This is a genomic window from Rhodovulum sp., from assembly GCF_011048875.1.
GTDB lineage: Bacteria > Pseudomonadota > Alphaproteobacteria > Rhodobacterales > Rhodobacteraceae > Rhodovulum > Rhodovulum tesquicola.
Map to the genome: position 1 here is coordinate 1 of NZ_DSDD01000488.1, position 20,951 is coordinate 20,951.

The window sequence follows — 20,951 nt, forward strand, 5'->3', positions numbered from 1 at the left end:
CCAGCTTCACGGCGGGCTTGTCCGCCGTGCTCGAGCAGTGCCGGTTGGCCTCGTAAGCCTCGACATCCTCGAGCCGGTACACGACCCGGCCGCCGATCTTGATGAAAGCGGGGCCCTCACCGGTCCAGCGCCAGCGCTCCAGCGTGCGCGGGCTGATCTTCCATCGAGCCGCAAGCTCGACCTGGTTGAGGTGTGTGACTGACATCGTCGTCTCCTTCGCGATTGGCCGAATGCCTGCGAACGAGACTGCGGTGTGCGAGGGGAGGAGATGGGGAGGCAGAAGGGGAGCGTGCGGGGAGGAATTGATTTCGTCAGAAAAACTCTCTATATTTCTGACACGATAGAGCCCTGAAGGACCACCCAGATGACTGGCATTGCTGATCGAATCATGAAGCGCGTGCGCGCAAAGGGTCGTGGCCGCTGGGTGTGCACTCCCAAGGACTTCCTTGACCTCGGCAGCCGTGCGGCGGTCGACCAGGCGCTGTCACGTCTGGCGAAGAGCGGGGATCTCCGCCGCGTTGGGCGCGGGCTCTACGATATGCCCCGCACCAGTGGCGTCCTGAAGCGGCCAGCGCCGGTGGACATGGACAAAGCGGTCGCTGCCCTCGCGCGGCGCGACAGCATCCGCATCATGCCTGACGGCATTGCCGCGGCGAACCAGCTGGGCCTGACGAACGCGGTCCCGGCGAAGACAAGCTATGTGACGGACGGAGCGACGCGGGACGTGAAGATCGGTAACCGGACCGTTCGCCTGCGGCATGCAGGTCCGAGCGTGATGGTTTGGGCCGGAAAATCCTCTGCGCCCGTGGCGCAGGCGCTGCGCTGGCTTGGCCCGCAGGCTGCTTCGGATGTGCGGGTCGCAACCACACTCAAACGGAAACTACCGGATGCCGTGAAGAAGGATCTCGTCCGCAACAGCGGCAGCCTGCCAAGCTGGGCTGCGCCTCTAGCGCATAGTCTTGTCGAGCCGCAAACCGCTGCGCGATGAGCGAGAGCTACGCGCGGTTTCTCGCGCTTTCGGATCAGGACAGAAAGGACGTGTTCGAGGCGGCGGCCGACCGTCTCGACACGTTGCCCAGCTACGTCGAGAAGGACTTCTGGGTCTGCTTCGTGCTCGACGCGCTCTACAACCGCCTGCCGGACAGCCACCCGCAACTCCTGTTCAAGGGCGGCACGGCGCTGTCCAAGGCGTTTGGGCTTATCCGCCGCTTCTCGGAGGACATCGATCTAGTCGTCTGTCGCGACGGACTGGGCTTCGGGGCCGAACGCGACCCGACAAACCCCGAAGGCATCTCCGGAAAGAAGCGCAAAGCGCTGTTCGACGAGCTGAAAGAGGCCTGCAGCGCCTATATCCGCGGCGATCTCGCTGCGGCTCTGGGGTCGCTTCTCGACGAGCGCTGCGAGATCGTCCCCGACGACGAGGATGCGGATCAACAGACACTGCTGATCGAGTACCCCACGCTCTACCCGAGCGCCGATCTTCCCTACGTCTTGCCGCGCGTTAAGCTCGAAGCGGGCGCGCGCTCGGCGCTGGATCCGAATGTGAGGGCAAGCGTGACCCCCTATATCACAGGGGACCTCGCGGAAGATTGGTCGTTCGAGGTCGGCAACATCCATGTCATCTCCCCGGCGCGGACCTACCTGGAAAAACTTCTGATCCTCCACGGCGCATTCTGCGGACATCGCGACGAAGGTCGGGTGCCTGCGGACAAGGACAGGATATCGCGCCACTATTACGACGTCGCGATGATCACTGGCACCGACATCGGCGGGGCGGCTTTGGCCGACGAGGCGTTGCTCACGGCAGTGCGTGAGCACAACCTCATCGCGTTCAAGCAGGCCTGGAAGAAGTTCGATGAAGCCATTCCCGGGTCGCTCCGCGTGGTGCCTTCTGACGAACTGCGCGCGGCGATCGAGAAGGACTACGGGGCCATGCAGGGCATGATGCTCGGCGACGCTCCACCCTTCGACTGGGTTATGGAACAACTTCAATTGGCTGAGGACACCATCAATCGGCGCGAGCCCGCTGCTGCTCCAGGAGCTCCCTGACGCGAAGCCTGCAGGACCCGCCCGTCGCCTCGATCAGGTCCCGCCAATCCTCGTGATCCTTGAAGATATCTCTCATCCGGCTCGACGACTTGAACTCCAAGTCGGCGAACATCACCTCGGTGCTGACGCTTTCCACGCCATTTTCCCATGCATTGAAAAGGTACTCGACGATCTGGCGCCGCTTGTCGCCGCTGAACTTGAACTCCCTGTCGCCGACCCAGAAATGCCGGAACCCAGCCGCGTGGCGCACGGGATCGGCCGCTCGGGAAACCGGGCCGGTCTTCAATTGCGCCGCGAGGTAGGTAGGCTCAATGATGAGCCCCGCGCTATGGTTCACGAGGTCATCCAGCGCGATGATCTGGTGCCGTGACAGCTCAGCTTCGGCGAGACCGGGGGTCGATGAAGTAGTCACCACGACCCTGAAATCCGCGGGAGGGCGGCCACCGAGATAAGCGACGACCTGCCGCCAGACATCCCGATCGGTCAGCCTCCGCGCGAACCAGACCGGGACCCGCCCCCCGCGTCCAGGCAATCGGACATCGCCGATCTCCCATAAGGTGCCGGAAATGCGTTCAGCCGGCCGAGCCTTAACCGGCAGATCAAGCCGAGCCGCAAGCCGCTGAAGCAAGGCCAGAGGGTCGATCCGATAGACCTGGAGGCGCTTCTCTTCGACGGTTACCCATCCCGCCGCAGGACTGAAATATCCGTAGGCTTGATGCTCGGGCGACCATTCGAGGCTCACAGGTTCATCGTCATGGTCGGTCAGCGATGTAGCGGCCGGAACGGGCCCATCCGGCACCAGGAGACCAGCGCCGATCAAAGGAGCGGCGCTGGTGGCATGATAGTCGCTCAGGATGGCGCCGGCGATCCGCGCCTCCTCTGTCTCGACGATGCTGACGAAAAGCCTCGCGGCGCGCTCATCAATCTTCGACAACGACCGGGTCATCGACCAGAATTCCCCAACGCCGCAGGTACTTCTCTCCGATCACCTGCTCTTCCTCGGTCTGATCCTTGAGGTTGCAGCCGTGCGGCATGGTGATCGTCAGCGGCAGCGTGCGGCCACGCCGAGCGCCCGGTTTCCGGTGGAACTTGATCGCCAGCTTCGCTTGCGTCGCCACCCAGCCGCCGCTGAGCGGATTGCCGGGGCCAAGCCGAGCCTCAGCCATCGTCCAGATGTTGCGGTCAGCCTTGCTGAGGCATTCCAGAGTAACGCGTTCCCCGACGGCGTCGATCGGCATCAGCCTCAGCTGGCGAACCTCGACCCGCTCGATCCCGTCCTCGACATCGGTCGGGAAGGAATGCGGCGCCAAGAGCACCGCGAGATCGTAGTGCCGCATCGGCACCTTCTCGTCCCTGAACTCCACGCCGAGAAGATCCCGCGCGAGAAACTGCGCCATCTCGGACCGGCTTTCGCGATCGCTGGCGACGACCTCGATCACCCCGGTCGCGGGCTCATAGGTCATGGCAGCCTCAAAGACGGGCCGATAAGGCTGGCGCACCAACTCTCCGTCGTCATCAAAGGCGAACTGATCGTCCGGCAAGCCCTCCCTGTATACCGTGATCTGTACGAGCTCGCAGTCGTCGCCGTCGAAGGTGGGCCGTACCCGCTCGAAGATATCAACATGGACGTTCTTCGACGCGAACCTCTTCCGCAGCGCCGCCTTGAACGCATCCAGAGCATGCGCGTCGCGACGGACGTTAAGGTTCGCATCGCAGAGGAAGCCATCCCAGCTCCGCCCGCGACGGCGCTCGTCGGTGAAGCGGACCTCTTCTGCATGCCGGAACCGGTCCCGGTCGCTGAGGAAAAGCCACAGCGACCGGGCGTGGCCATTCTCGAGTTCGTCGAGAACTTCCCGATCGTCGATGACACTGTAGAGCGCCGTCTGGCCCGCATCGTCGGCCATCGCGCTGACGCGCTCGCCGTCGTTGATGATGCGGCCCCGTGCTTCGTCGTCCATTTCGTCGACCGCCTGAAGCAAGGGCTTCACGACCTCCGGTTCGGACGCGTCCCAATCCACAGGCGTCGGCAACACGATCCCTGTCTTGGTGAAATAGTCTCGCAGCCAGGCCGGAGGGGTGTTGCGGATAAAGTTCGTCACCGACGCCATGCCCTAAACCTCCTCAGCCCTTGATGTTGCGGGGATCGTTGCCGTGCGAGTCCGACTGCGCGATCCGCCCATCACGGTTGTGGATCTTCAGCTCGGTCTCGGCATTGCGGCTGATTTCGCGGGCGCGCTGAACCGCCTCCTGCTTGGTGTCGAAGTGCCCGCTGGAACGCGACGCTCCGCCACGACGGACATCCCATCCACCTTCCGCGTTCGGCACGACGTGATGCGTGCCCGGTTTCTTGCCTTCAGCCATTCTGGCCTCCTTGTCTGGTTTCTGCATGAATCTAAGTTCGGACTAACGAACCTGCGCGGAAGATAGGGATTGCGCGTATGGCGTGTCAAGAACTAGAGGTATGGCAAAAACGAACCGCCGATGGAGAGGAGTTCACCGTGCCAACACCACTGGGGGAGCGCGTTCGCGAGCTACGGCGAAAGCGCGGCCTCACCCTGGAAGGACTCGCTGAGCGGGTCGGCTCCAGCAAAAGCTACATGTGGGAGATAGAGAACAAGGAAGTCGCGCGACCCTCGGCCGAAAAGCTGGCCCTGATCGCCACCGCACTCGGCACCACCGTCGAGTTCCTGCTGGTTGGCGATGGAGAACAGGAGGAGGAAAATGCTGAAGACGTTGCCTTCTTCCGAAAATACAAGAAACTCGACGCGCCAGTGAAAGAGCGCCTTCGCAAGATGCTGGATATCCTGGACGACGACTGATGACTGACGGAAAGCGCAAATCTCCGCAGAAGGAGGCTAATCGGCTCTCGAACCTCCTTCGTCAGGTTCTCGGAGAGGACCGTTTCCCGGTCGATATCGAAGCTCTTGCTCGCGAGGTGTCGAGGAATAACGAGGACCCGATCGGCAAGATCGTCGGTGGGGAGTTACCAGGCTTCGAGGGGATGCTCCGGCCACATCGAAGGCGTCCGGAATGGCACATTGTTTACAACGACGATCCCCGTTATCGCGGCCGTGTACGGTTCACCATCGCGCATGAATTCGGCCACTATCAGCTGCATCGGCCGCCCCTCTCCGGCCAGGACTATGTGAGCGGCACCCTCGAGCGCGATTGCGACTTCCAGTGTAAGCCGCTGCGACCCAGCGCGTGGCAAGATGCCGAAAGGCAGCGTGAGGAGGAGGCCGACACGTTCGCGTCCTTCCTTCTGATGCCGCTCGATGACTACCGCGCACAGGTGGACGGCGAGGAGATGACCGTCGACCTCCTGAATCACGTCACGGACCGCTACGGCGTTTCGCTCACGGCCGCCTGCCGAAAGTGGATCGACTTCACCGACAAGCGGGCGGCCATGGTCGTCGCGCGCGACGGCTACGCGACATGGGGACGTGCAAGCAGGGCCGCCCTCAAGAGTGGGATCTTCGTTCGATCGGGGATGCAAATCCCTGAAAACGCACTGGCAGCCATCGGCGCCGACGAAAAAGGGTTCGTCTCGAGTCAACCCGTTTCGCGGCCGGCCGGAGTAAGGAACTTCAGCCGGGGACCCGAACCTGTGCGAGAGTTGGCGATGGTATCTGAGTTCCTCGATCTGTCCTTAACCATCCTGCAGTTCGACGACACCGTCGATGTCAGAGAAATTGAGGAGGACGAGCCTTGGGACACTTACGACCAGTTTCAGTTAGGTCGCGGATCATGAGTTCGATATTCATGCAAACTCTCATGTTCACGGAATTCTTGCCGCCTCACAGCTTCCCAGACGTAGGAAATCGACACACTCGATGCTGCAAAGCACCCAACTCATGATACGAAGGACAACGAAATAAGATACAGTTAGAGAAAAGGAGCACCGTGCACAGCTCTATCTCCACCATCTCTGCAATGGAGTTCGCCACAGCACTGGCGTTAAGGCCAAATCTAGTCGCTTGGTTTCTAGGCGCCGGAGCATCGGCATCCTCAGGGATCCCCACTGGCTATGCAATGATTCGGGATTTCAAGGCACAGATATTTTGTCGGGAGAACAACCTATCGAAACGCGAGATCGACACTGGCGACCAAGTATGGATTGATCGGATTGAGGATTTTTTCCGCCGGACTTCGATCCTTCCGCCGGATGGGGATCCTGCTGAGTACGCGGCTGCGTTTGAGGCGGTGTACCCACAGCCCCGGCACCGGAGACAATACATCAGCGACGCCATCACAAAGGGCAAGCCATGTTTCGGACATCGGGTGCTTGGCAGCCTTTTGACCGCGCGAAAGATCGACTGCGTATTCACGACAAACTTCGACCCGCTTGTTGAGGAAGCTGCATACGCGGCCAATTCGTTACTGCCAACCGGACAGCAGGCTCGGCCAACTGTGGCCGCGATCGACTCCGCTGAACGCGCATTGCGATGCCTCAATGAGTCCGACTGGCCTTTGGTTGCAAAGCTCCACGGGGACTACCAATCCGCATCGATCAAGAACACTGGCTCAGAGCTGGAACGACAAGACGAAAGGATGCGGCACGTATTGATTGAAGTCAGCAAGCGCTACGGCTTGGTGTTTGTCGGCTATAGCGGTCGCGACGCATCAATAATGGAGGCCTTGAATTCAGTTCTTCAAGAGAGCGCCCCATTCCCCAACGGCCTCTATTGGGTGACTTCTTCGGCGTCGCGCCTCTTGCCGGCCGTAGCTCAGTTCCTCAAGAGCGCCCAATCCGCTGGAGTGGATGTGGCCGTGGTTGAGTGCAAGACTTTCGATGAACTCGCAGCCGATGTCATCAAACACATTGACCTGCCGCAGGTGCTCCTCGAGCACGTGATGCAGGGACGCCCCGCTCCTCGGGCTGTGCCTGTCAAACTGCCCGACGCGACGCCGCGTTCGTTTCCAGTGCTCAGGTACTCGTCACTCCTCATAGAGTCGATGCCAACTAATGCACGACGAATTACGTTGGCGCGGCCTGTGACCTCTCCAGAGGTAAGAGCCTTGCTGAAAGAGAGGCGTAGCAGGGCAGTTGTAGCTGCGAATGGTCGCGAACTCGCAGTCTTCGGCAAAGACGAGGAGCTATTGGCGGCACTTGCTCCTCTTGGCGCACAGGTGGCGGGGAACATTGAACTAGATGCTGTCAAGGATAGCTGGGCACTTGGGCTTCTCTACGATGCGCTAGTCACAGCCCTGTCGAGGAATCGGCCTCTCATCCCACGTTTCAGGCGTTCAGGCCACTCGCTCGTTGTCGCAGCACCTCGTGTGCACGAGGACCAGGAACGATGCCGTAGGCGCGCTCAGGAGCTGAATAAGCTCCGCTCCGCATATGGTAGTGAACTGACCGGCAAAGTGCCGGACCTCATGCTCCCCTACCAAGAAGGCGTTTCATTGAAGCTAGAAAAAATTGAGGAACGCTGGTGGTGTGGATTTGAGCCATACACTTTTGTGGATATTCCCAGAATAGATCGTCTGCCGGCAGGCGAGACTGAATCGGTAGAATTAACTCATGACATCATTTCGGCACCACCTGATCGTCGTGGCGGCGATCCAGCGGGCGACTGGCGCAGAGAACGCTGGGCCCGTAAGTACAACAGGCAATGGGCCGAGATCATCGATGCGTGGGCACAGATTCTTACGGCGACCAATGACAGAAAGGTGCGAGCTTTCGGACTGAATGCCGGCACTGGGATAGACGCCGTGTTCGCCATCTCGCACGTCACCGGATGGAGCCGCCCAGGCCATCATCACCCGTACTTTGATAGGAGCAAGTGATGGCAAGTTCCGCCATTGCATCGCGACTCCCGCCGTTCACCTTGCTGGACGAGCCGTTGCTTTCCTTTTCTCCCTCAGATCCTGCACAGGTAGATGTGCATCCACTGCGGGGGCTCGTCAATTATGGCCCGTATTCCAAGGGCTCTTTCGGCGAATACATCTCACGGGTGCGGATCGCTACGGTTGGGCCAGAAAGTGCGTTCAAGCGTCGAGGCGAACTGATGGCCTCCCTTCGCGCCGCGCACCAACCCAGTGATCGCTCTGAATACGTACCTCCTTATCCAGGCTTTGAGCAACTGTTCCAGGTTAAGCTCGAGTCTGCCCCGCGCGAAGCTCATATCAAATGGCCAGACACTCTGAACGCGCTTCAAGGAGAGGGCGATCCGCAGTCGCGATTGTTCTTGGCCATGGAAGCTGCGTTCCGGCAACTTTCCCTAATGAGAGATCAATTCGATGTCGTACTAGTTCACTTCCCTGATTCATGGGCCCCGGTTACACGGACCAAGTCCTTCGACGCACATGACGCGCTCAAGGCACTCGGTGCCAATTACAACATTCCTAGCCAAGTGCTAAACGACCGCGTCTTCACTTTTAATCACACGGCATCGCTCGCGTGGCGCCTAGCGTTGGCACTATATGTCAAAGCCACGGGCACGCCCTGGAAACTGGCACCATTGAAGGGTGTGCCGGACGACACCGCGTACATCGGCTTAGCATATGCACTGCGCGGTGATCAGCGCGACGCCCACTATGTGACCTGCTGCTCACAGGTCTTCGACATGGATGGCGGTGGAATGCAGTTCGTAGCATTTGAGGCTCGCGATCCGGTTGCAGATGTTGCGGAAGCCCGACGCAATCCGTTCCTCAGTCGAGACGACATGCGTGCGGTACTCGCTAGAAGTCTGGCGCTCTATCAGGCTCGAAACGGCGGAAGCCTGCCAAAACGGTTGGTCATTCACAAAACAACTGGATTCAAGGAAGAAGAAATCGAAGGCGCTTTCGATGCTCTTTCGGGCGTGCCAGAAATCGAGTGTATCGAAGTCGGCGCGGCGTCTTGCTGGCGCGGCGTATGGCTGATTAAGTCTGAGCGAAGAGATCCGCCGAGCAAACCCTCTGCCTTTCCGGTCCCGCGTGGAACAATGGTCATCCGCTCGGGTAACTCGGCCCTCGTATGGGTAGCCGGAAATGCTCCGACGGCTTCCACCAAGAGTGACTACTATCAGGGGGGCAAGAGCATTCCCAAGCCACTGCAGCTCATCCGGCATGCCGGAAGAGGGCCACTCGAACTCTCTGCCCATGAAGCGCTCGCATTGACTAAGATGGACTGGAACAATGATGCCCTTTACGATCCAGTACCTGTTAGTATTCGGTACTCTCAAAGACTGGCACGTACCATTGCTAACGTGCCTGAACTTCCTGGTAGCGTGTACCCGTATCGCCTCTTCATGTAGCGCGATGGCAGATGTGATCCGTTCGGGAAACCCCGACCCTCCACGCCAGATAACCAAGCCCGTGCGCTCGATTGCGCTAAACTTGTCGCCCTCTTGCTTCCACAGTGCTTCCACGAGGGCTGGAAACGCAAACGCCGCCCCGGAGGGCGGCGTTCAAGCGTTTGAAAACGCGAAAGGATTTGGTTGCGGGGGTAGGATTTGAACCTACGACCTTCAGGTTATGAGCCAGATTTGCCACTACATCTAGAGCCTTGATTGTTGACGCATTTTCCGGCTTAGTCTCTCAAGATGCTGTTTTATCGAAGCTATTCGGCGAGACCGCCTGTTACTCGCCGCCAGCGAACGACAAAAACAGCCATATGGTGTGTTGACACAGTGTTGACACGGGGAGGCTGGAATGACCGAGAAACTGACCGAAGCCGCCGCCCGGAAGGCCCTGCCGCCGGTGCGCGGGCAGAGCATGCTGTGGGACGCGGAGGTGAAGGGGTTCGCGCTGCGCATCACGCCCGGCGGGGCCAAGTCCTTCATCCTGGACTATCGTGCCGAGGGGCGGCAGCGCCGCATCACCATCGGCGCATGGCCCGACTGGACGGTGGCCGCCGCGCGCCAGACCGCGAAGGACATGAAGCGAGAGGTCGATCTCGGCCACGACCCGATGGGCGAGCGGCAGGCGCAGCGCGAGGCGCCGACGGTGCAAGATTTGTGGGATCGCTACGCCCGCGAGCACCTGCCCAAGAAGGCCGAGCGCAGTCAGGCCGACGAGCGCATGATGTGGGAAAAGATCATCCTGCCGCGCTTCGGCAAGATGAAGGTCGCGCAGATCAGCCATGACGATGTGGACGCGCTCCACCGTGACATCACCGAGATCCGTGGCACGCCGGTCCGCGCCAACCGGACTGTCGAGGTGCTGCGCAAGGCGTTCAACCTGTCGATCCGCTGGAAATGGCGCGATGACAATCCGGCCTCGGGCGTGCGCCGCAATCAGGAGGAGAAACGGAACCGCTATCTGAACCGCACCGAGATCGCAGCACTTGCGCAGGCGCTGAACGAACATTCCGAGCCCATGTCCGCGAACGCGATCAAGCTGCTGATGCTGACCGGCGCGCGACGCGGCGAGGTGCTGGGAGCGACATGGGAGATGTTCGACCTCGAGAACGGCGTCTGGACCAAGCCCTCTGCGCACACCAAGCAGCGCAAGCTGCACCGCGTGCCGCTCTCGGGCCCGGCCGTGCAGCTGCTGGGCGAGATGAAGGCCGCCGCCAAGGCGAAGGCAGAGGCCAAGGGCACGCCGCCCAGCCCCTACGTCTTCCCCGGCCCGACAGGAAAGCCCCTCACCGAGATCAAGCGCACATGGGTCTCGGTCTGCCGCAGGGCTGGGCTCGGCGCGGAAGTGCCGTTGCTGGACGCAAAGGGCAAGCCGGTCCTCGACCGCAAGGGCAAGCCCAAAACCCAGTTCAAGCCGAATGTCCGGATCCACGACATCCGCCATTCCTTTGCCAGCATCCTCGTATCGGCGGGCGCTTCGCTGCCCTTGATCGGCCAGATGCTCGGCCATACACAGGTCCAGACCACCCAGCGATACGCCCATCTGTTCGACGACCCGCTGCGCAAAGCTGCCGAGACGGTGGGGGCCTTCGTGCTGCAGCGCTCGCCAGAGAAGTTCAGCGCAAACGAGGCAGAGCAGAAATGACCGATCAGAAGCCTTACGGACCACCGCCCGACGCCATCCCGCTGTCCGACGCTATGAAGGAATACCTGCCCGCCGAGATGTGGGAGGAGCACGCGCGCGCGACCGAGGCCCGCAAGAACGCGCCGAAGCGGCCAAGCTACCTCAGCATGTCCGTGCGGGAATGGGAGGCCGCGAACGCCTCCTACGAAGCCGCCAACCGGACGCGCTCGGCGCGGGCCGATCTGCACCGCGTCTGGAACGGCATGCTCGCCGCGATGAAGGCGAAGCTGGAGGCGGGCGAACTGACAGCCTTCGGGCAGGAGAACCCACCTTTCGGCCCATGGCATGCGATCCCGGCGCCCGCGTGGCGCCAGCTGCGCATCACCAATGTCCGCAAGGGCGAGGCCACCGTCGGCGCGAACATCGTGCACGATATTCACATCCTGCCGCCAGATGCCGACGACCACATGCCGACCGGGACGCCGGGACGTCCGAAGAAGGGAATCGACATCATCCGGATCGAGTTTCAGCGCCGCGTCGATGCGGGCGAACTCGCGGACAGTCTCGCCGCCGAAGCCCGCACGCTTCAGGCATGGTATCGCGAGACCTGGCCGCGGCGGGACTGTCCCACGACCAAGACCATCGAGAACAACCTTCGCGAGGCTTGGCGCGCAGTCCGGCTAAGGACTGCGTAATCCCCTGAAATTATCGCTCCAGGGGCATTTTCGGAGCGGTTTTTCGGGGGGCTGAACGTCGGCATCTTTCGGGCATTGGCGGCGCGTTGCGTCGCCTGGCACGAAGGAGACACCGATGACCCAACCCATTGCATCCAGAGGCGCAGAAAGGGCCACCACTGTCGCCCCGCCCACCGATTTCCTCGACGGTTTCATCTCGGAAGAAGAATACGCCGCCCGCCGCGGGGTCAGCTTGCGCACCTGTCAGCGCGACCGCCAACTGCGTCAGTCCCCACCCTTCGTTGTGATCGGTCGGCGCGTCTATTACCGCATCGAGGCGGTCCGAGACTGGCTTCTGGCCCGCGAACAGCAAGCCTCCCGGAAACCGAGCGCCCCGCGTGCCGGGAGGGGCCGATGACCGCGCCCGCCACGCTCGCGCCCGACCTGATGATCGGTGCCGCCGAGATCGCCCACTTCCTTTTCGACTCCGACGAGTTCCGGTTCCAGCGCCGCGTCTACTACCTCTGCACACGCTCGAAGCGCCCACTGCCGCATTTCCGGCTGGGCAACCGCATCGCCACACGTCGCTCCACGCTGATGGACTGGATCGCCCTGCAGGAGGGCTTCGCCAATGCCTGATATTCCCATCCAGTTCACCGGCTCGATTCTCGACCGAATGGAGGAAAAGGTGGCCGCAGAGGCCCCGCACCTGCTGCCCATCGTCCACGCGATCCGCGATCACGGTGTCGGCTTCCTGGTGATCCCCCAGCGCGCGACCGGCCTCAAACGCGGCCTCAAGCTGCTGAAACGGCCCTTTATCGTCATGGTGGGCGATGACACCGACTGCGCGCTCGGCCCCGATCAGTATGACAGCAGCGCGCTCGACCGATTGATCGGCATGGCGGATGGCGTCGCCATCATCTCCTGCACCCCTCCGCCCGAGGCCTATTCGAGCATCGCCTTGATGGCCATGGCGCAGCGCAACGGTCTCATCATCGAGACCCGCCCCGAGCAGGAGATCGCCTGGACCAACCGCGTGCAGGCGGTCTGTCCCGAAATGCCGATCCTGCTCTGCACCGTGAAGGGGCAGCTGCAATGACAGTGCAAGATGACCCTCTCGACTTCAACGACACGCCACCCAACTCGCGCGCCCAAACCGCCACCCGCATGTCCGTCGCCCAGCTGGCCAACATGCTGCAAGACCGCATCGCGGACCTGGCCCGCGATCTGCTGGGCGAGCCGAATCGGGAGCTTTCCAGCGCGCAGCAGCTGCGCTTCGGCACCAAGGGCAGCGTCGCCGTGGAAATCGACGGCGCGAACAAGGGCCGCTGGTACGACCATGAACATGGCGCCGGGGGCGCAGCGCTGGAACTGATCGGCTATCGCCTGCGCCTCGACGACAAGGCGGCGTGGGACTGGGCACGGAGCTGGCTTGGCGAACCTGACACCGGTCCGCTCCGGACGGCGACGCCGCATGCGTCGCCCGCATGTTCTGCCTCGGGCTCGGCCAGAGCGAAAGAACCTACACCCGAGGAACGCGCTGAAAAGGTGGCCGAGATCGTGCGTCGCAGCGAAAGCCTCGTCTCGACGCCGGTGCTCGCCTACCTGCGCCATCGCGGGATCACCGCCACGCCACCAGACTGCATCCGCTATCGCCGGTATGCCTATGGCAAGTTCAGCGCCATGGTCGCGCTCGCCACAGACGAGTCGGGTGAGGTGCTGGCGATCCAGCAGGTCTACCTGACGGCCGAAGGGCGGAAAGCCCCGGTCAAGGTGGTCAAGCGCACCAACAAGGCCGTCGATGACTGGACCAAGCGCGCCGCCATGCGCCTCCCCGGTCGCGAACCGCTGGTGCTCTGCGAGGGTGTCGAGACCGCGCTGTCGGTCTGGCAGGCCACCGGACAGGAGACTTGGGCCTGCCTCGGCATTTCGAACATCGGCCGCGCGCCCGTGCCCGAAAACGCCACAGTGATCATCGCCCGCGATGGCGACCTGCCCGGCAGCAAGGCCGAGGGCCAAATGGCCCGCGCCGCGAGCCAGCTCGCACGCCGCGGCATGACGGTGATGCTCGCCACCCCGCCCGAGGAACAGGACTTCAACGATGTCCTCGTCCGCGAGGGCGAGGCGGCCGTGCGCGACCGCATCGCGGCGGCCGAACGCTTCCGTGCCGAGAAGGCCGACACCGAACGGAAGCGCCTCTTCATCGGCTCGGACGTGGAGATCGCGAAGCGGGTTCGAGAGGATCTGACCAAACGCCACGGCCGCATCGTCCATGCCGATGGGGAGTTCTGGCGCTATGGCGGCACCCATTGGGAAGCGATCCCCGACCACGAGCTGCGCCTGCCGGTCCATGCCTATGACGGCGCCGGGTTCGAGACCCCGGCGGGCGAGCCCTCGAACGTGAAGCTGACAAAGACCCGCGTCAATTCCGTCCTCAACGAATGCGCCGCGCTCTGCGCCGAGCCGGGATACTTCGACGCGCCGCCACCTGGGATCAACTGCGCCTCGGGCTTCATCCGCTTCGATGCGGAGGGGGTGCCGCACCTCGAGGCGCACCACCGCCAGCATCGCTGCCGCCACACGCTGCCCGGCCATTGGCAGCCCGGCACCTCGGGCACGCCGCCCGTAGGCTCGCTGCTGGCCCGGCTGCTCGGCGGCAGCTTCAAGGGCGATCCCGAGGCCGGGCCAAAATGCGCGCTCCTGGCAGAAGTCTGCGGCGCGGCGGCGCTGGGCTACGCTACCCGGCTGATGCAGCCCCGCGCAGTGGTGCTGCACGGCAAGACCGCCGAGAACGGCAAGAGCCAGGTGCTCGAACTGGCCCGCGGCCTCCTGCCCGCCAGCGCCATCTGCTCGGTCCCCGCCTCAAAGATGGGCGACGAGCGGCATGTCATCGGTCTCGTTGGCAAGCTGCTGAACGCCTCCGACGAGCTCTCACCCGAAGCCATCGCGTCCGACACCTTCAAGGCGGTCGTCACCGGCGATCCCATCGAGGGGCGCGACGTCTACAAGAGCCGGGTCGAGTTCCGCTCGGTCGCGCAGAACCTCTTCGCCGCGAACCAGCTGCCGAGCTTCAAGGGCGGCGTGGACCGGGGCGTGCAGCGGCGCCTGCTCCTGATCCCCTTCACCCGCTCGATCCCGCTGGACGAGCGCATCGAGGATATCGGCAAGCGTATCGCCGCCGAGGAACCGGACCTGCTGCTGGCATGGGCCGTGGAGGGCGCGGCGCGGCTGATCCGCCAGCGCAACTTCGCGATCCCGCAGGGCTGCCACGACGCCCTCCTCGAATGGGTGCTGAGCGAGGATCCCATCGCCGCCTGGATCGACGCCTGCGTGTCGGTCGTACCGATCGTGAACGGCGGGCCGATGCTGGCCACGCGCGACGCCCACCTGCGCTTCCAAAACTGGGCGCTGGCCGAGGGCTACAAGCCCGAGAAGCTGCCCGCCATCAACGGCTTCGTCCAGCGCGTGCAGGCCCGCGTGGCCGGGATCCAGCACAAGCGCACGAAGGCGGGGCGGTTCTTCATCGGTCTCGCGGTGACGCACTGGTGACGCACCAAACCGGCTTTTTGGCCCCTAACCCATTGAGAGTGTTGAGATGACGCACTTCGGCTCAGATATTTCGATAGGGGGAGAAATTATCTCCCCAACCATCATCCCGTTCCCCTATATGAAAAGGTTGCCGGGGCAAGTGCGTCATCTCAACACTTTCAACGGCTTACACCCGAAATCGCGTCATCCTTGCGTCACCGGTGCGTCACCCGAGGCGCCGAGCGCGCCCGCCCGAGGCGGGGTCAAGCCGGAAGGATCGGGAAAGCGGCGGTTCCTCCTGCGCCGATCCGTATGTGGGGACGCGCAGCGCATAAGCCCACCAACGTCAGGGGGACGATATGCCTAAACTAAACAGTTTGGAGTCCAAATCCGACTTCGCCGCTCGCGTCGGGCTGACCAAGGGGCGCATCTCGCAGCTGGTAGCCGAGGGGCTGCCGGTGCGCAGCGATGGCCGGATCGACGTGGCGGTGGGGCTCGCCTGGATCGAGAACAATCTCGACCCGGCCCGGCGCAACAAGGGCGGTGCTGCCAGCCAAGCCCGCAATCCGACCACGCTGGCCGAGGCGAAGCGGCTGCATGAGATTGTCAAGGTCCAGCGCGCCAAGCTGGCCTATGAGCGCGAGCGAGGGGAGTTGGTCGAGACCGCCGCCGCCACGCGCACGGTGTTCGCGCGTGCCCGCGCCGAACGCGACGCGCATATGGCGTGGGTGCAGCGCACCGCCCCTCTGCTGGCCGCCGAGCTCGGGGCCGATCCTCGCGCCACCTTTGCCGCGCTCGACCGGATGATGCGTGAGCATCTCGAACATCTAGCCGACCTACCTCTGGGGAGTATTGGCGATGGTACCTGACATCGATCTCGCATGGCGGCGCGGCATCCGCCCCGAGCCGCCGATCCCGGTCTCGGATTGGGCCGACCGGCACCGCATACTGCCACCGACCTCCGCCGAGCCGGGCCGCTGGCGCACGGACCGCACGCCCTATCTGCGCGCGGTGATGGATGCGCTGTCCACCTCCAGCCCCTATGAACGCGTCGTGCTGATGAAAGGCGCGCAGACGGGCGGTTCGGAGGCGGGGCTGAACTGGCTGGGCTACATCATCCAGAACGCGCCCGGCATCGCCATGCTGGTGATGCCCTCCCTCGACATGGTGCGGCGGAACACCACCGTGCGGATCGACCCGCTCATCGAGGCGACACCCGCCCTGCGCGAACTGGTCGCCGCGCCCCGCTCCCGCGACGCCGGAAACAGCCTGTTCCGCAAGTCCTTCCCCGGCGGCCAGTTGGTGATGACCGGCGCCAATTCCGCCGTCGGCCTGCGGTCCACGCCCGTGCGCTATTTGTTCCTGGACGAGGTGGACGGCTATCCCGGCGACGCAGATGGCGAGGGCGATCCCGTCGATCTGGCAATCCAGCGCACCGCCACCTTCCGCGGGCGGCGCAAGATCTACATGGTCTCCACGCCGACCCTCAAAGGCCATTCCCGCATCGAGGCCGCCTTCGAGCACAGCGACCGGCGCTTCTACCACGTCCCCTGCCTGCATTGCGGCGACATGGCCCCGATCACCTGGGCGCGCATCCGCTGGCCCGAGGGGCGGCGCGATCAGGCGCATCTTGTCTGCGAGGCCTGCGGTGGTATCCATCACGAGCACGAGAAACCGCGCCTGCTGGCCGCAGGGGAATGGCGCGCGACGGCCCAAGGCGATGGCCGCACCGCAGGCTTCCACCTCTCCGCGCTCTATTCCCCATGGGAGACATGGGCCGAGATCGCCGCCGAGCATGGCCGGGTGCGCAAGGACCCCGCGCGCCTGCAGGTCTGGGTCAACACCAAGCTGGGCGAGTCGTGGGAGGACCAGGCGGGCGACACCGTTCCGGCTGATCCGCTGATGGCGCGACGCGAGGATTGGGGCGAGGCGCTGCCCGCCTCCGTCGCCGTGCTGACCGCAGGCGTCGACGTGCAGGGCGACCGGATCGAGGTGCAGATCCTCGGCTGGGGCCGCGACGAGGAGGCTTGGGTCATCGACTACCGCGTGCTATGGGGTGACCCGTCCGGGCCGCGCCTCTGGTCCGATCTCGACATGGTCCTGCAGGCAACCTTCCCGCATCCCGCCGGGCTCGACCTGCCGGTGCGCGCGGCGGCCATCGACACTGGTGGCCACCACACCAAGATGGCCTACGAGTTCTGCCGCACCCGCCTCGCCCGCCGCATCTGGGCGATCAAGGGCCGAGGCGGACCCGGCATCCCAGTCTGGCCGCGCCGCCCGACGCGCACGAACAAGGGCAAGATCCCGCTGTTCATCGTGGGCGTCGATGCGGTGAAGGACGCGGTCTATGCCCGCCTGCGCCTGACCGAGCCCGGCCCCGGCGCAATCCACTTTCCCCGCCGCCTCGACACCGACTATTTCCGCCAGCTCACCGCCGAGCGCGTCGTCACCCGCTTCGAGCGCGGACGCCCGATCCGCTCTTGGCAGCCCAAGCGCGAAGGCGAACGCAACGAGGCCCTCGACACCTTCGTCTACGCCCACGCCGCTCTGCACGGCCTCATCAGCATGGGGCTCCGGCTGAACGAGGAGGTGGAGGGGGTGGCAGGGCAGGCAGCGGCGCGGTCAGGCGTCGTAACTGGGCTTGTGATCCGGTCGGCGTGGATGCGTTGATCCTACCGACAAATCGTCCGTTACTGCGGAGCTCGCCTATCTTCTGAAATCTGCGAAAATGAGGTTTCGCGATCAGTTTCGTGGATTATCAGAGCCTTCGCCAGGATTTCTGCGCCAGTGCTTACCTTTCATCGAGTTCCGCAGTGACGCCGCCCTTCGCCCGAACAAGCGCGACAAGTTCGGCCATGATGCGAGGCATCTCTTCGATTACTTCGTATCCGAAAAGAATCTCGTCCACGTAGCCCATGTGCAACATGTCCACCATGCGACAGAGGTAAGAGCGTCCGCAATCCCACCAAGTATAATGAGCGTCAACGATGAGGTAATGCCGGACATCAATGCCCTCGTGCTCCCGAAGCTCCTCAAGCTCCATCCCGTCAAGCAACGTTTCATAGACACCGTCGGCGACGCGGCTGCCGAACGTTGTCGTGTAATAGTACTCCTTGATCTCCCAAACGGCGACTGGGTTTACGGCAGAGGGAAATGCTCCATCGACACGCCGCGCCAGCGTCCGTACAGGTACGCCATCTCGGGTGACAGTCGTCAGTTCGTGAGGGTCGTAATCGCAAGGGAGTCCCTCGGCGTGAGCCTCAACCATCATGTTGACCAAGCCCGTAAGGAACGCCTCGGCCTTCATCTCTCCCTTCTGCTTGTTCATCGGAATCGGGCAGGTGGGGTTCAGGCGTGCCTTGAGGGCATCGAATTCCGCCTTGGCCCTTGCCGCATCCATCAGACGCGGCTCCACGTATTCGTTCAGCACCTCAGCCCTGTAGCTAAAATACTCTTGCAAACCCCTCGCCAGCGGGGTCGGCGTGCCGTCACGCTCTCGCAGCACGGCATCGCTTAGGCCAAGTTCCCGAAATGCCTTCCGCATCGCGGGAAGGTCTGGAACTTTGATCCGACCAGTCCCCCGCTGCGTGTAGCCAACCGCTTGGCTGATGGTCCTAACACTTGCCCAGAATGTCTTGGGCTTCTGAAGAAAACGATGGTCCGGCCGCACTGTGCCCCCGCGTGATGAGCTTGTTCGACGACCAGCCACGCGAATCCAAACTATGAACTTGGTTTCGGGCGCGCTGGGTGGTATTTGGTAAGAATGGTATGACGCGAGGATAAAGAACACAATATGCAGTATGCCTTATTTGCCGAGGAGAGCGGGGATGTCGAGATCCGGTCAGATGGCTGGGTGCGGCGGAAAAAGGTCGCTCCGTTTAAGACACAGCTGCTCAAATGGATCGGCAACAAGCAGAAGTTCGCCCACGAGATCATTGGAACATTCCCTGAGGACTACGGCACCTACCATGAGCCTTTCATCGGGGCTGGTGGGGTCATGGCTGCGCTCTCGCCCAAAAGAGCCATCGGCTCAGATGTCTTCGGACCGCTCGTCGAGATATGGCAGACGCTTTCTTCCGACCCGGAACGCCTGAAGTCTTGGTACGCAACTCGATGGGCGATTTACAAGGACGGCGACCGCGTCGAGCAGTATGAGAAGATCAAGGCTTCATACAACGCAGAGCCCAACGGAGCTGACCTGCTCTTTCTCTGCCGTTCCTGCTATGGTGGTGTTGTCCGGTTTCGGAAACGCGACGGCTACATGTCCACGCCCTGCGGCGCGCACGAACCAATTCATCCCGCGTCTTTCTCCCAACGCGTCGATATCTGGCACAAGCGGATGAAAGGTGCCCAGTTCGAGCGAATGGATTACGCAGAGGCGATGTCGCGGGCTCAACCCGGAGATTTGGTCTACTGCGATCCCCCCTACTCCTATTCGCAGGCGATACTTTACGGCGCGCAAGACTTCAAGCTTGAGGAGCTATTCACGGCGGTTGCGGACTGCAAAGAACGTGGCGTGCATGTCGCTCTCAGTATTGATGGGACCAAAAAATCAGGGGAATTGTACTGTGACATTAAGATCCCTGAGGGCCTTTTCGAGAACGAACTGCTTGTGAACATTGGACGCTCAATGCTTCGGCGCTTTCAGATGGGTGGAAAAACGCTTGAAGCAGAAGAGGTGCGCGACCGCTTACTTCTGACCTACTGAAGTTCGGCCTGCAGCAGTTGCCTCGGCTTGTAGGCAAGAGGGCCTATCGGGAACCGCTGCATCAGCGCTGAGGAGCCGCTGCCCTTCGCGATTCCCAAACATTCCCAATAGCTTGACGGCCCGCTTTGTGCGATTCTGCCGCCCATGCGGACCTTCCTCCATCGCCTTCTCGGCTTCGCGCGCGCTCGCGGTTTCGACGCTGCGGGTGGCGGGCGGCGTTGGGAGGGGGCGCGGACGGTCGACGGGCTGAACGCGGCGATCCTGGCGGGCGCGACCACGGCGGCGCGGCGGGCCGGGTGGTATGCGCGCAACAATCCGTGGGTCGCGGCGGCGGTGGACAGCCTGGTCGGCAATGTCGTCGGTGCCGGGATCAAACCGCAATCCACCCATCCCGAGCGCGCGGTGCGCGAACGGCTGCAGTTGCTGTGGCTGCGCTGGACCGATCATGCAGATCCTGGTGGGCTGGCCGACTTCTACGGGCTGCAGGCCATGGCCGTGCGCGCGATGATCGAGAGCGGGGAGAGCTTTGGCAGGCTCCGCGTCGCCATTGAGACCAGCGACCTTCCTCTTCACATCGAGCTTCTTGATCGCGAGCAGGTTCCCATGGACCTGCACCGCGAGATCGGCGGCGGGGCGCGGATCCGCGCGGGCATCGAGTTTGATGCCGCCGGTCGCCGGGTCGCCTATCGGGTCTTGTCCTCCCGCCCGGGCGATCCGCTGGGGTCTTCCCGCATTGACCCGCTCCGCGTTCCCGCCGCCGATTGCCTGCACTTATTCAAGCCGCTCGCGGCGGGGCAGCTGCGCGGGATCACCTGGCTCGCGCCGGTGCTGTTGCGGCTGCATGAGCTCGACCAGTTCGAGGACGCCGCGCTGGTGAAGGCCAAGGTCGCAGCGCTCTTCACCGGTTTCATCACCGATCCCGATGGGACGGCAGGCGGGCTCTCGGGCACGAACACCGGCGGCGCGCTGACCGTGGGCATGGAGCCCGGCAGCCTGATCCCGCTGCCGCCCGGCACCGACATCCGCTTCTCAAACCCGACCGAACACGATGCCTATGCGCCCTTCGTCAAGAACCACCTGCG

At 63.0% G+C, this 20,951-nt stretch carries 20 protein-coding genes; 15 read left to right on the forward strand and 5 right to left on the reverse strand.

What is annotated here, in order from left to right; genetic code table 11:
- The coding region (locus ENN83_RS16420; protein ID WP_287188859.1) for a helix-turn-helix transcriptional regulator at positions 1–205 on the reverse strand (205 nt) is incomplete at its 3' end.
- A gap of 159 nt (positions 206–364) precedes the next feature.
- Here ENN83_RS16420 and ENN83_RS16425 point away from each other — a divergent pair.
- The gene (locus ENN83_RS16425) at positions 365–988 is read left to right on the forward strand and encodes a DUF6088 family protein (RefSeq protein WP_287188861.1); all 624 of its coding nucleotides are present in this window, start codon (positions 365–367) and stop codon (positions 986–988) included.
- Positions 985–2,049, forward strand: a complete 1,065-nt coding sequence (locus tag ENN83_RS16430; RefSeq protein WP_287188863.1) for a nucleotidyl transferase AbiEii/AbiGii toxin family protein — start codon at positions 985–987, stop codon at positions 2,047–2,049. The genes ENN83_RS16425 and ENN83_RS16430 overlap by 4 nt, the downstream gene beginning before the upstream one ends.
- Here the strand turns inward: ENN83_RS16430 and ENN83_RS16435 are convergent.
- The 3 genes from ENN83_RS16435 to ENN83_RS16445 are packed head-to-tail and all read right to left on the reverse strand — an operon-like array spanning position 2,009 to position 4,410.
- Positions 2,009–2,983, reverse strand: coding sequence for a hypothetical protein (locus ENN83_RS16435; RefSeq protein ID WP_287188864.1), 975 nt, complete (start codon positions 2,981–2,983; stop codon positions 2,009–2,011). The genes ENN83_RS16430 and ENN83_RS16435 overlap by 41 nt on opposite strands.
- Positions 2,970–4,157 (reverse strand): hypothetical protein, encoded by a 1,188-nt coding sequence (locus ENN83_RS16440; protein WP_287188865.1) that lies wholly within the window; start codon positions 4,155–4,157, stop codon positions 2,970–2,972. The genes ENN83_RS16435 and ENN83_RS16440 overlap by 14 nt, the downstream gene beginning before the upstream one ends.
- Positions 4,158–4,170: 13 nt before the next feature.
- The gene (locus tag ENN83_RS16445; protein ID WP_287188868.1) at positions 4,171–4,410 is read right to left on the reverse strand and encodes a DUF2188 domain-containing protein; all 240 of its coding nucleotides are present in this window, start codon (positions 4,408–4,410) and stop codon (positions 4,171–4,173) included.
- 137 nt (positions 4,411–4,547) lie between these two features.
- Between ENN83_RS16445 and ENN83_RS16450 the strand changes: the two genes are divergently transcribed.
- The 11 genes from ENN83_RS16450 to ENN83_RS16500 all read left to right on the forward strand — a co-directional run bounded on the left by ENN83_RS16450 (position 4,548) and on the right by ENN83_RS16500 (position 17,831).
- A complete protein-coding gene (locus ENN83_RS16450; protein ID WP_111432103.1) occupies positions 4,548–4,868 on the forward strand; it encodes a helix-turn-helix domain-containing protein in 321 nt (106 codons plus the stop codon).
- On the forward strand, positions 4,868–5,800 hold the full coding sequence (locus tag ENN83_RS16455; protein ID WP_287188872.1) for an ImmA/IrrE family metallo-endopeptidase: 933 nt from the start codon (positions 4,868–4,870) through the stop codon (positions 5,798–5,800). Before ENN83_RS16450 ends, ENN83_RS16455 begins: the two co-directional genes overlap by 1 nt.
- A 152-nt stretch (positions 5,801–5,952) precedes the next feature.
- On the forward strand, positions 5,953–7,839 hold the full coding sequence (locus ENN83_RS16460) for an SIR2 family NAD-dependent protein deacylase (RefSeq protein ID WP_287188873.1): 1,887 nt from the start codon (positions 5,953–5,955) through the stop codon (positions 7,837–7,839).
- Positions 7,839–9,290, forward strand: coding sequence for an argonaute/piwi family protein (locus ENN83_RS16465; RefSeq protein ID WP_287188875.1), 1,452 nt, complete (start codon positions 7,839–7,841; stop codon positions 9,288–9,290). The genes ENN83_RS16460 and ENN83_RS16465 overlap by 1 nt, the downstream gene beginning before the upstream one ends.
- 397 nt (positions 9,291–9,687) lie before the next feature.
- Positions 9,688–10,980: a tyrosine-type recombinase/integrase gene (locus tag ENN83_RS16470; protein WP_287188877.1), complete on the forward strand. Its 1,293-nt coding sequence runs from the start codon at positions 9,688–9,690 to the stop codon at positions 10,978–10,980.
- Positions 10,977–11,654 (forward strand): hypothetical protein, encoded by a 678-nt coding sequence (locus tag ENN83_RS16475; RefSeq protein WP_287188879.1) that lies wholly within the window; start codon positions 10,977–10,979, stop codon positions 11,652–11,654. Before ENN83_RS16470 ends, ENN83_RS16475 begins: the two co-directional genes overlap by 4 nt.
- 393 nt (positions 11,655–12,047) lie before the next feature.
- Positions 12,048–12,272, forward strand: a complete 225-nt coding sequence (locus tag ENN83_RS16480) for a hypothetical protein (protein ID WP_287188880.1) — start codon at positions 12,048–12,050, stop codon at positions 12,270–12,272.
- Entirely contained in the window at positions 12,265–12,732 is a 468-nt protein-coding gene (locus ENN83_RS16485; protein ID WP_287188881.1) for a hypothetical protein, read from the forward strand. The genes ENN83_RS16480 and ENN83_RS16485 overlap by 8 nt, the downstream gene beginning before the upstream one ends.
- Entirely contained in the window at positions 12,729–15,182 is a 2,454-nt protein-coding gene (locus tag ENN83_RS16490; protein ID WP_287188882.1) for a DUF7146 domain-containing protein, read from the forward strand. Before ENN83_RS16485 ends, ENN83_RS16490 begins: the two co-directional genes overlap by 4 nt.
- A gap of 338 nt (positions 15,183–15,520) precedes the next feature.
- Positions 15,521–16,030 (forward strand): hypothetical protein, encoded by a 510-nt coding sequence (locus tag ENN83_RS16495; protein ID WP_287188884.1) that lies wholly within the window; start codon positions 15,521–15,523, stop codon positions 16,028–16,030.
- Positions 16,020–17,831, forward strand: coding sequence for a phage terminase large subunit family protein (locus ENN83_RS16500; protein ID WP_287188886.1), 1,812 nt, complete (start codon positions 16,020–16,022; stop codon positions 17,829–17,831). The genes ENN83_RS16495 and ENN83_RS16500 overlap by 11 nt, the downstream gene beginning before the upstream one ends.
- A gap of 121 nt (positions 17,832–17,952) precedes the next feature.
- Here the strand turns inward: ENN83_RS16500 and ENN83_RS16505 are convergent, their stop codons facing one another.
- The gene (locus ENN83_RS16505) at positions 17,953–18,951 is read right to left on the reverse strand and encodes a DUF7687 domain-containing protein (protein WP_422662632.1); all 999 of its coding nucleotides are present in this window, start codon (positions 18,949–18,951) and stop codon (positions 17,953–17,955) included.
- A gap of 3 nt (positions 18,952–18,954) precedes the next feature.
- Here ENN83_RS16505 and ENN83_RS16510 point away from each other — a divergent pair, with 3 nt between their 5' ends.
- Positions 18,955–19,869: a DNA adenine methylase gene (locus ENN83_RS16510; RefSeq protein WP_287188890.1), complete on the forward strand. Its 915-nt coding sequence runs from the start codon at positions 18,955–18,957 to the stop codon at positions 19,867–19,869.
- Positions 19,870–20,013: 144 nt separating this feature from the next.
- Positions 20,014–20,951: phage portal protein (locus ENN83_RS16515; protein WP_287188892.1), on the forward strand; the 938-nt coding region annotated here is incomplete at its 3' end.

Bases quoted from the DNA above. Each gene is read 5' to 3' on its own strand.
- ENN83_RS16510 (WP_287188890.1), top strand. From the start codon at position 18,955: ATGCAGTATGCCTTATTTGCCGAGGAGAGCGGGGATGTCGAGATCCGG.
- ENN83_RS16490 (WP_287188882.1), top strand. From the start codon at position 12,729: ATGACAGTGCAAGATGACCCTCTCGACTTCAACGACACGCCACCCAAC.
- ENN83_RS16470 (WP_287188877.1), top strand. From the start codon at position 9,688: ATGACCGAGAAACTGACCGAAGCCGCCGCCCGGAAGGCCCTGCCGCCG.
- ENN83_RS16445 (WP_287188868.1), bottom strand. From the start codon at position 4,410: ATGGCTGAAGGCAAGAAACCGGGCACGCATCACGTCGTGCCGAACGCG.
- ENN83_RS16425 (WP_287188861.1), top strand. From the start codon at position 365: ATGACTGGCATTGCTGATCGAATCATGAAGCGCGTGCGCGCAAAGGGT.
- ENN83_RS16495 (WP_287188884.1), top strand. From the start codon at position 15,521: ATGCCTAAACTAAACAGTTTGGAGTCCAAATCCGACTTCGCCGCTCGC.
- ENN83_RS16430 (WP_287188863.1), top strand. From the start codon at position 985: ATGAGCGAGAGCTACGCGCGGTTTCTCGCGCTTTCGGATCAGGACAGA.
- ENN83_RS16485 (WP_287188881.1), top strand. From the start codon at position 12,265: ATGCCTGATATTCCCATCCAGTTCACCGGCTCGATTCTCGACCGAATG.
- ENN83_RS16475 (WP_287188879.1), top strand. From the start codon at position 10,977: ATGACCGATCAGAAGCCTTACGGACCACCGCCCGACGCCATCCCGCTG.
- ENN83_RS16455 (WP_287188872.1), top strand. From the start codon at position 4,868: ATGACTGACGGAAAGCGCAAATCTCCGCAGAAGGAGGCTAATCGGCTC.
- ENN83_RS16440 (WP_287188865.1), bottom strand. From the start codon at position 4,157: ATGGCGTCGGTGACGAACTTTATCCGCAACACCCCTCCGGCCTGGCTG.
- ENN83_RS16465 (WP_287188875.1), top strand. From the start codon at position 7,839: ATGGCAAGTTCCGCCATTGCATCGCGACTCCCGCCGTTCACCTTGCTG.
- ENN83_RS16480 (WP_287188880.1), top strand. From the start codon at position 12,048: ATGACCGCGCCCGCCACGCTCGCGCCCGACCTGATGATCGGTGCCGCC.
- ENN83_RS16500 (WP_287188886.1), top strand. From the start codon at position 16,020: ATGGTACCTGACATCGATCTCGCATGGCGGCGCGGCATCCGCCCCGAG.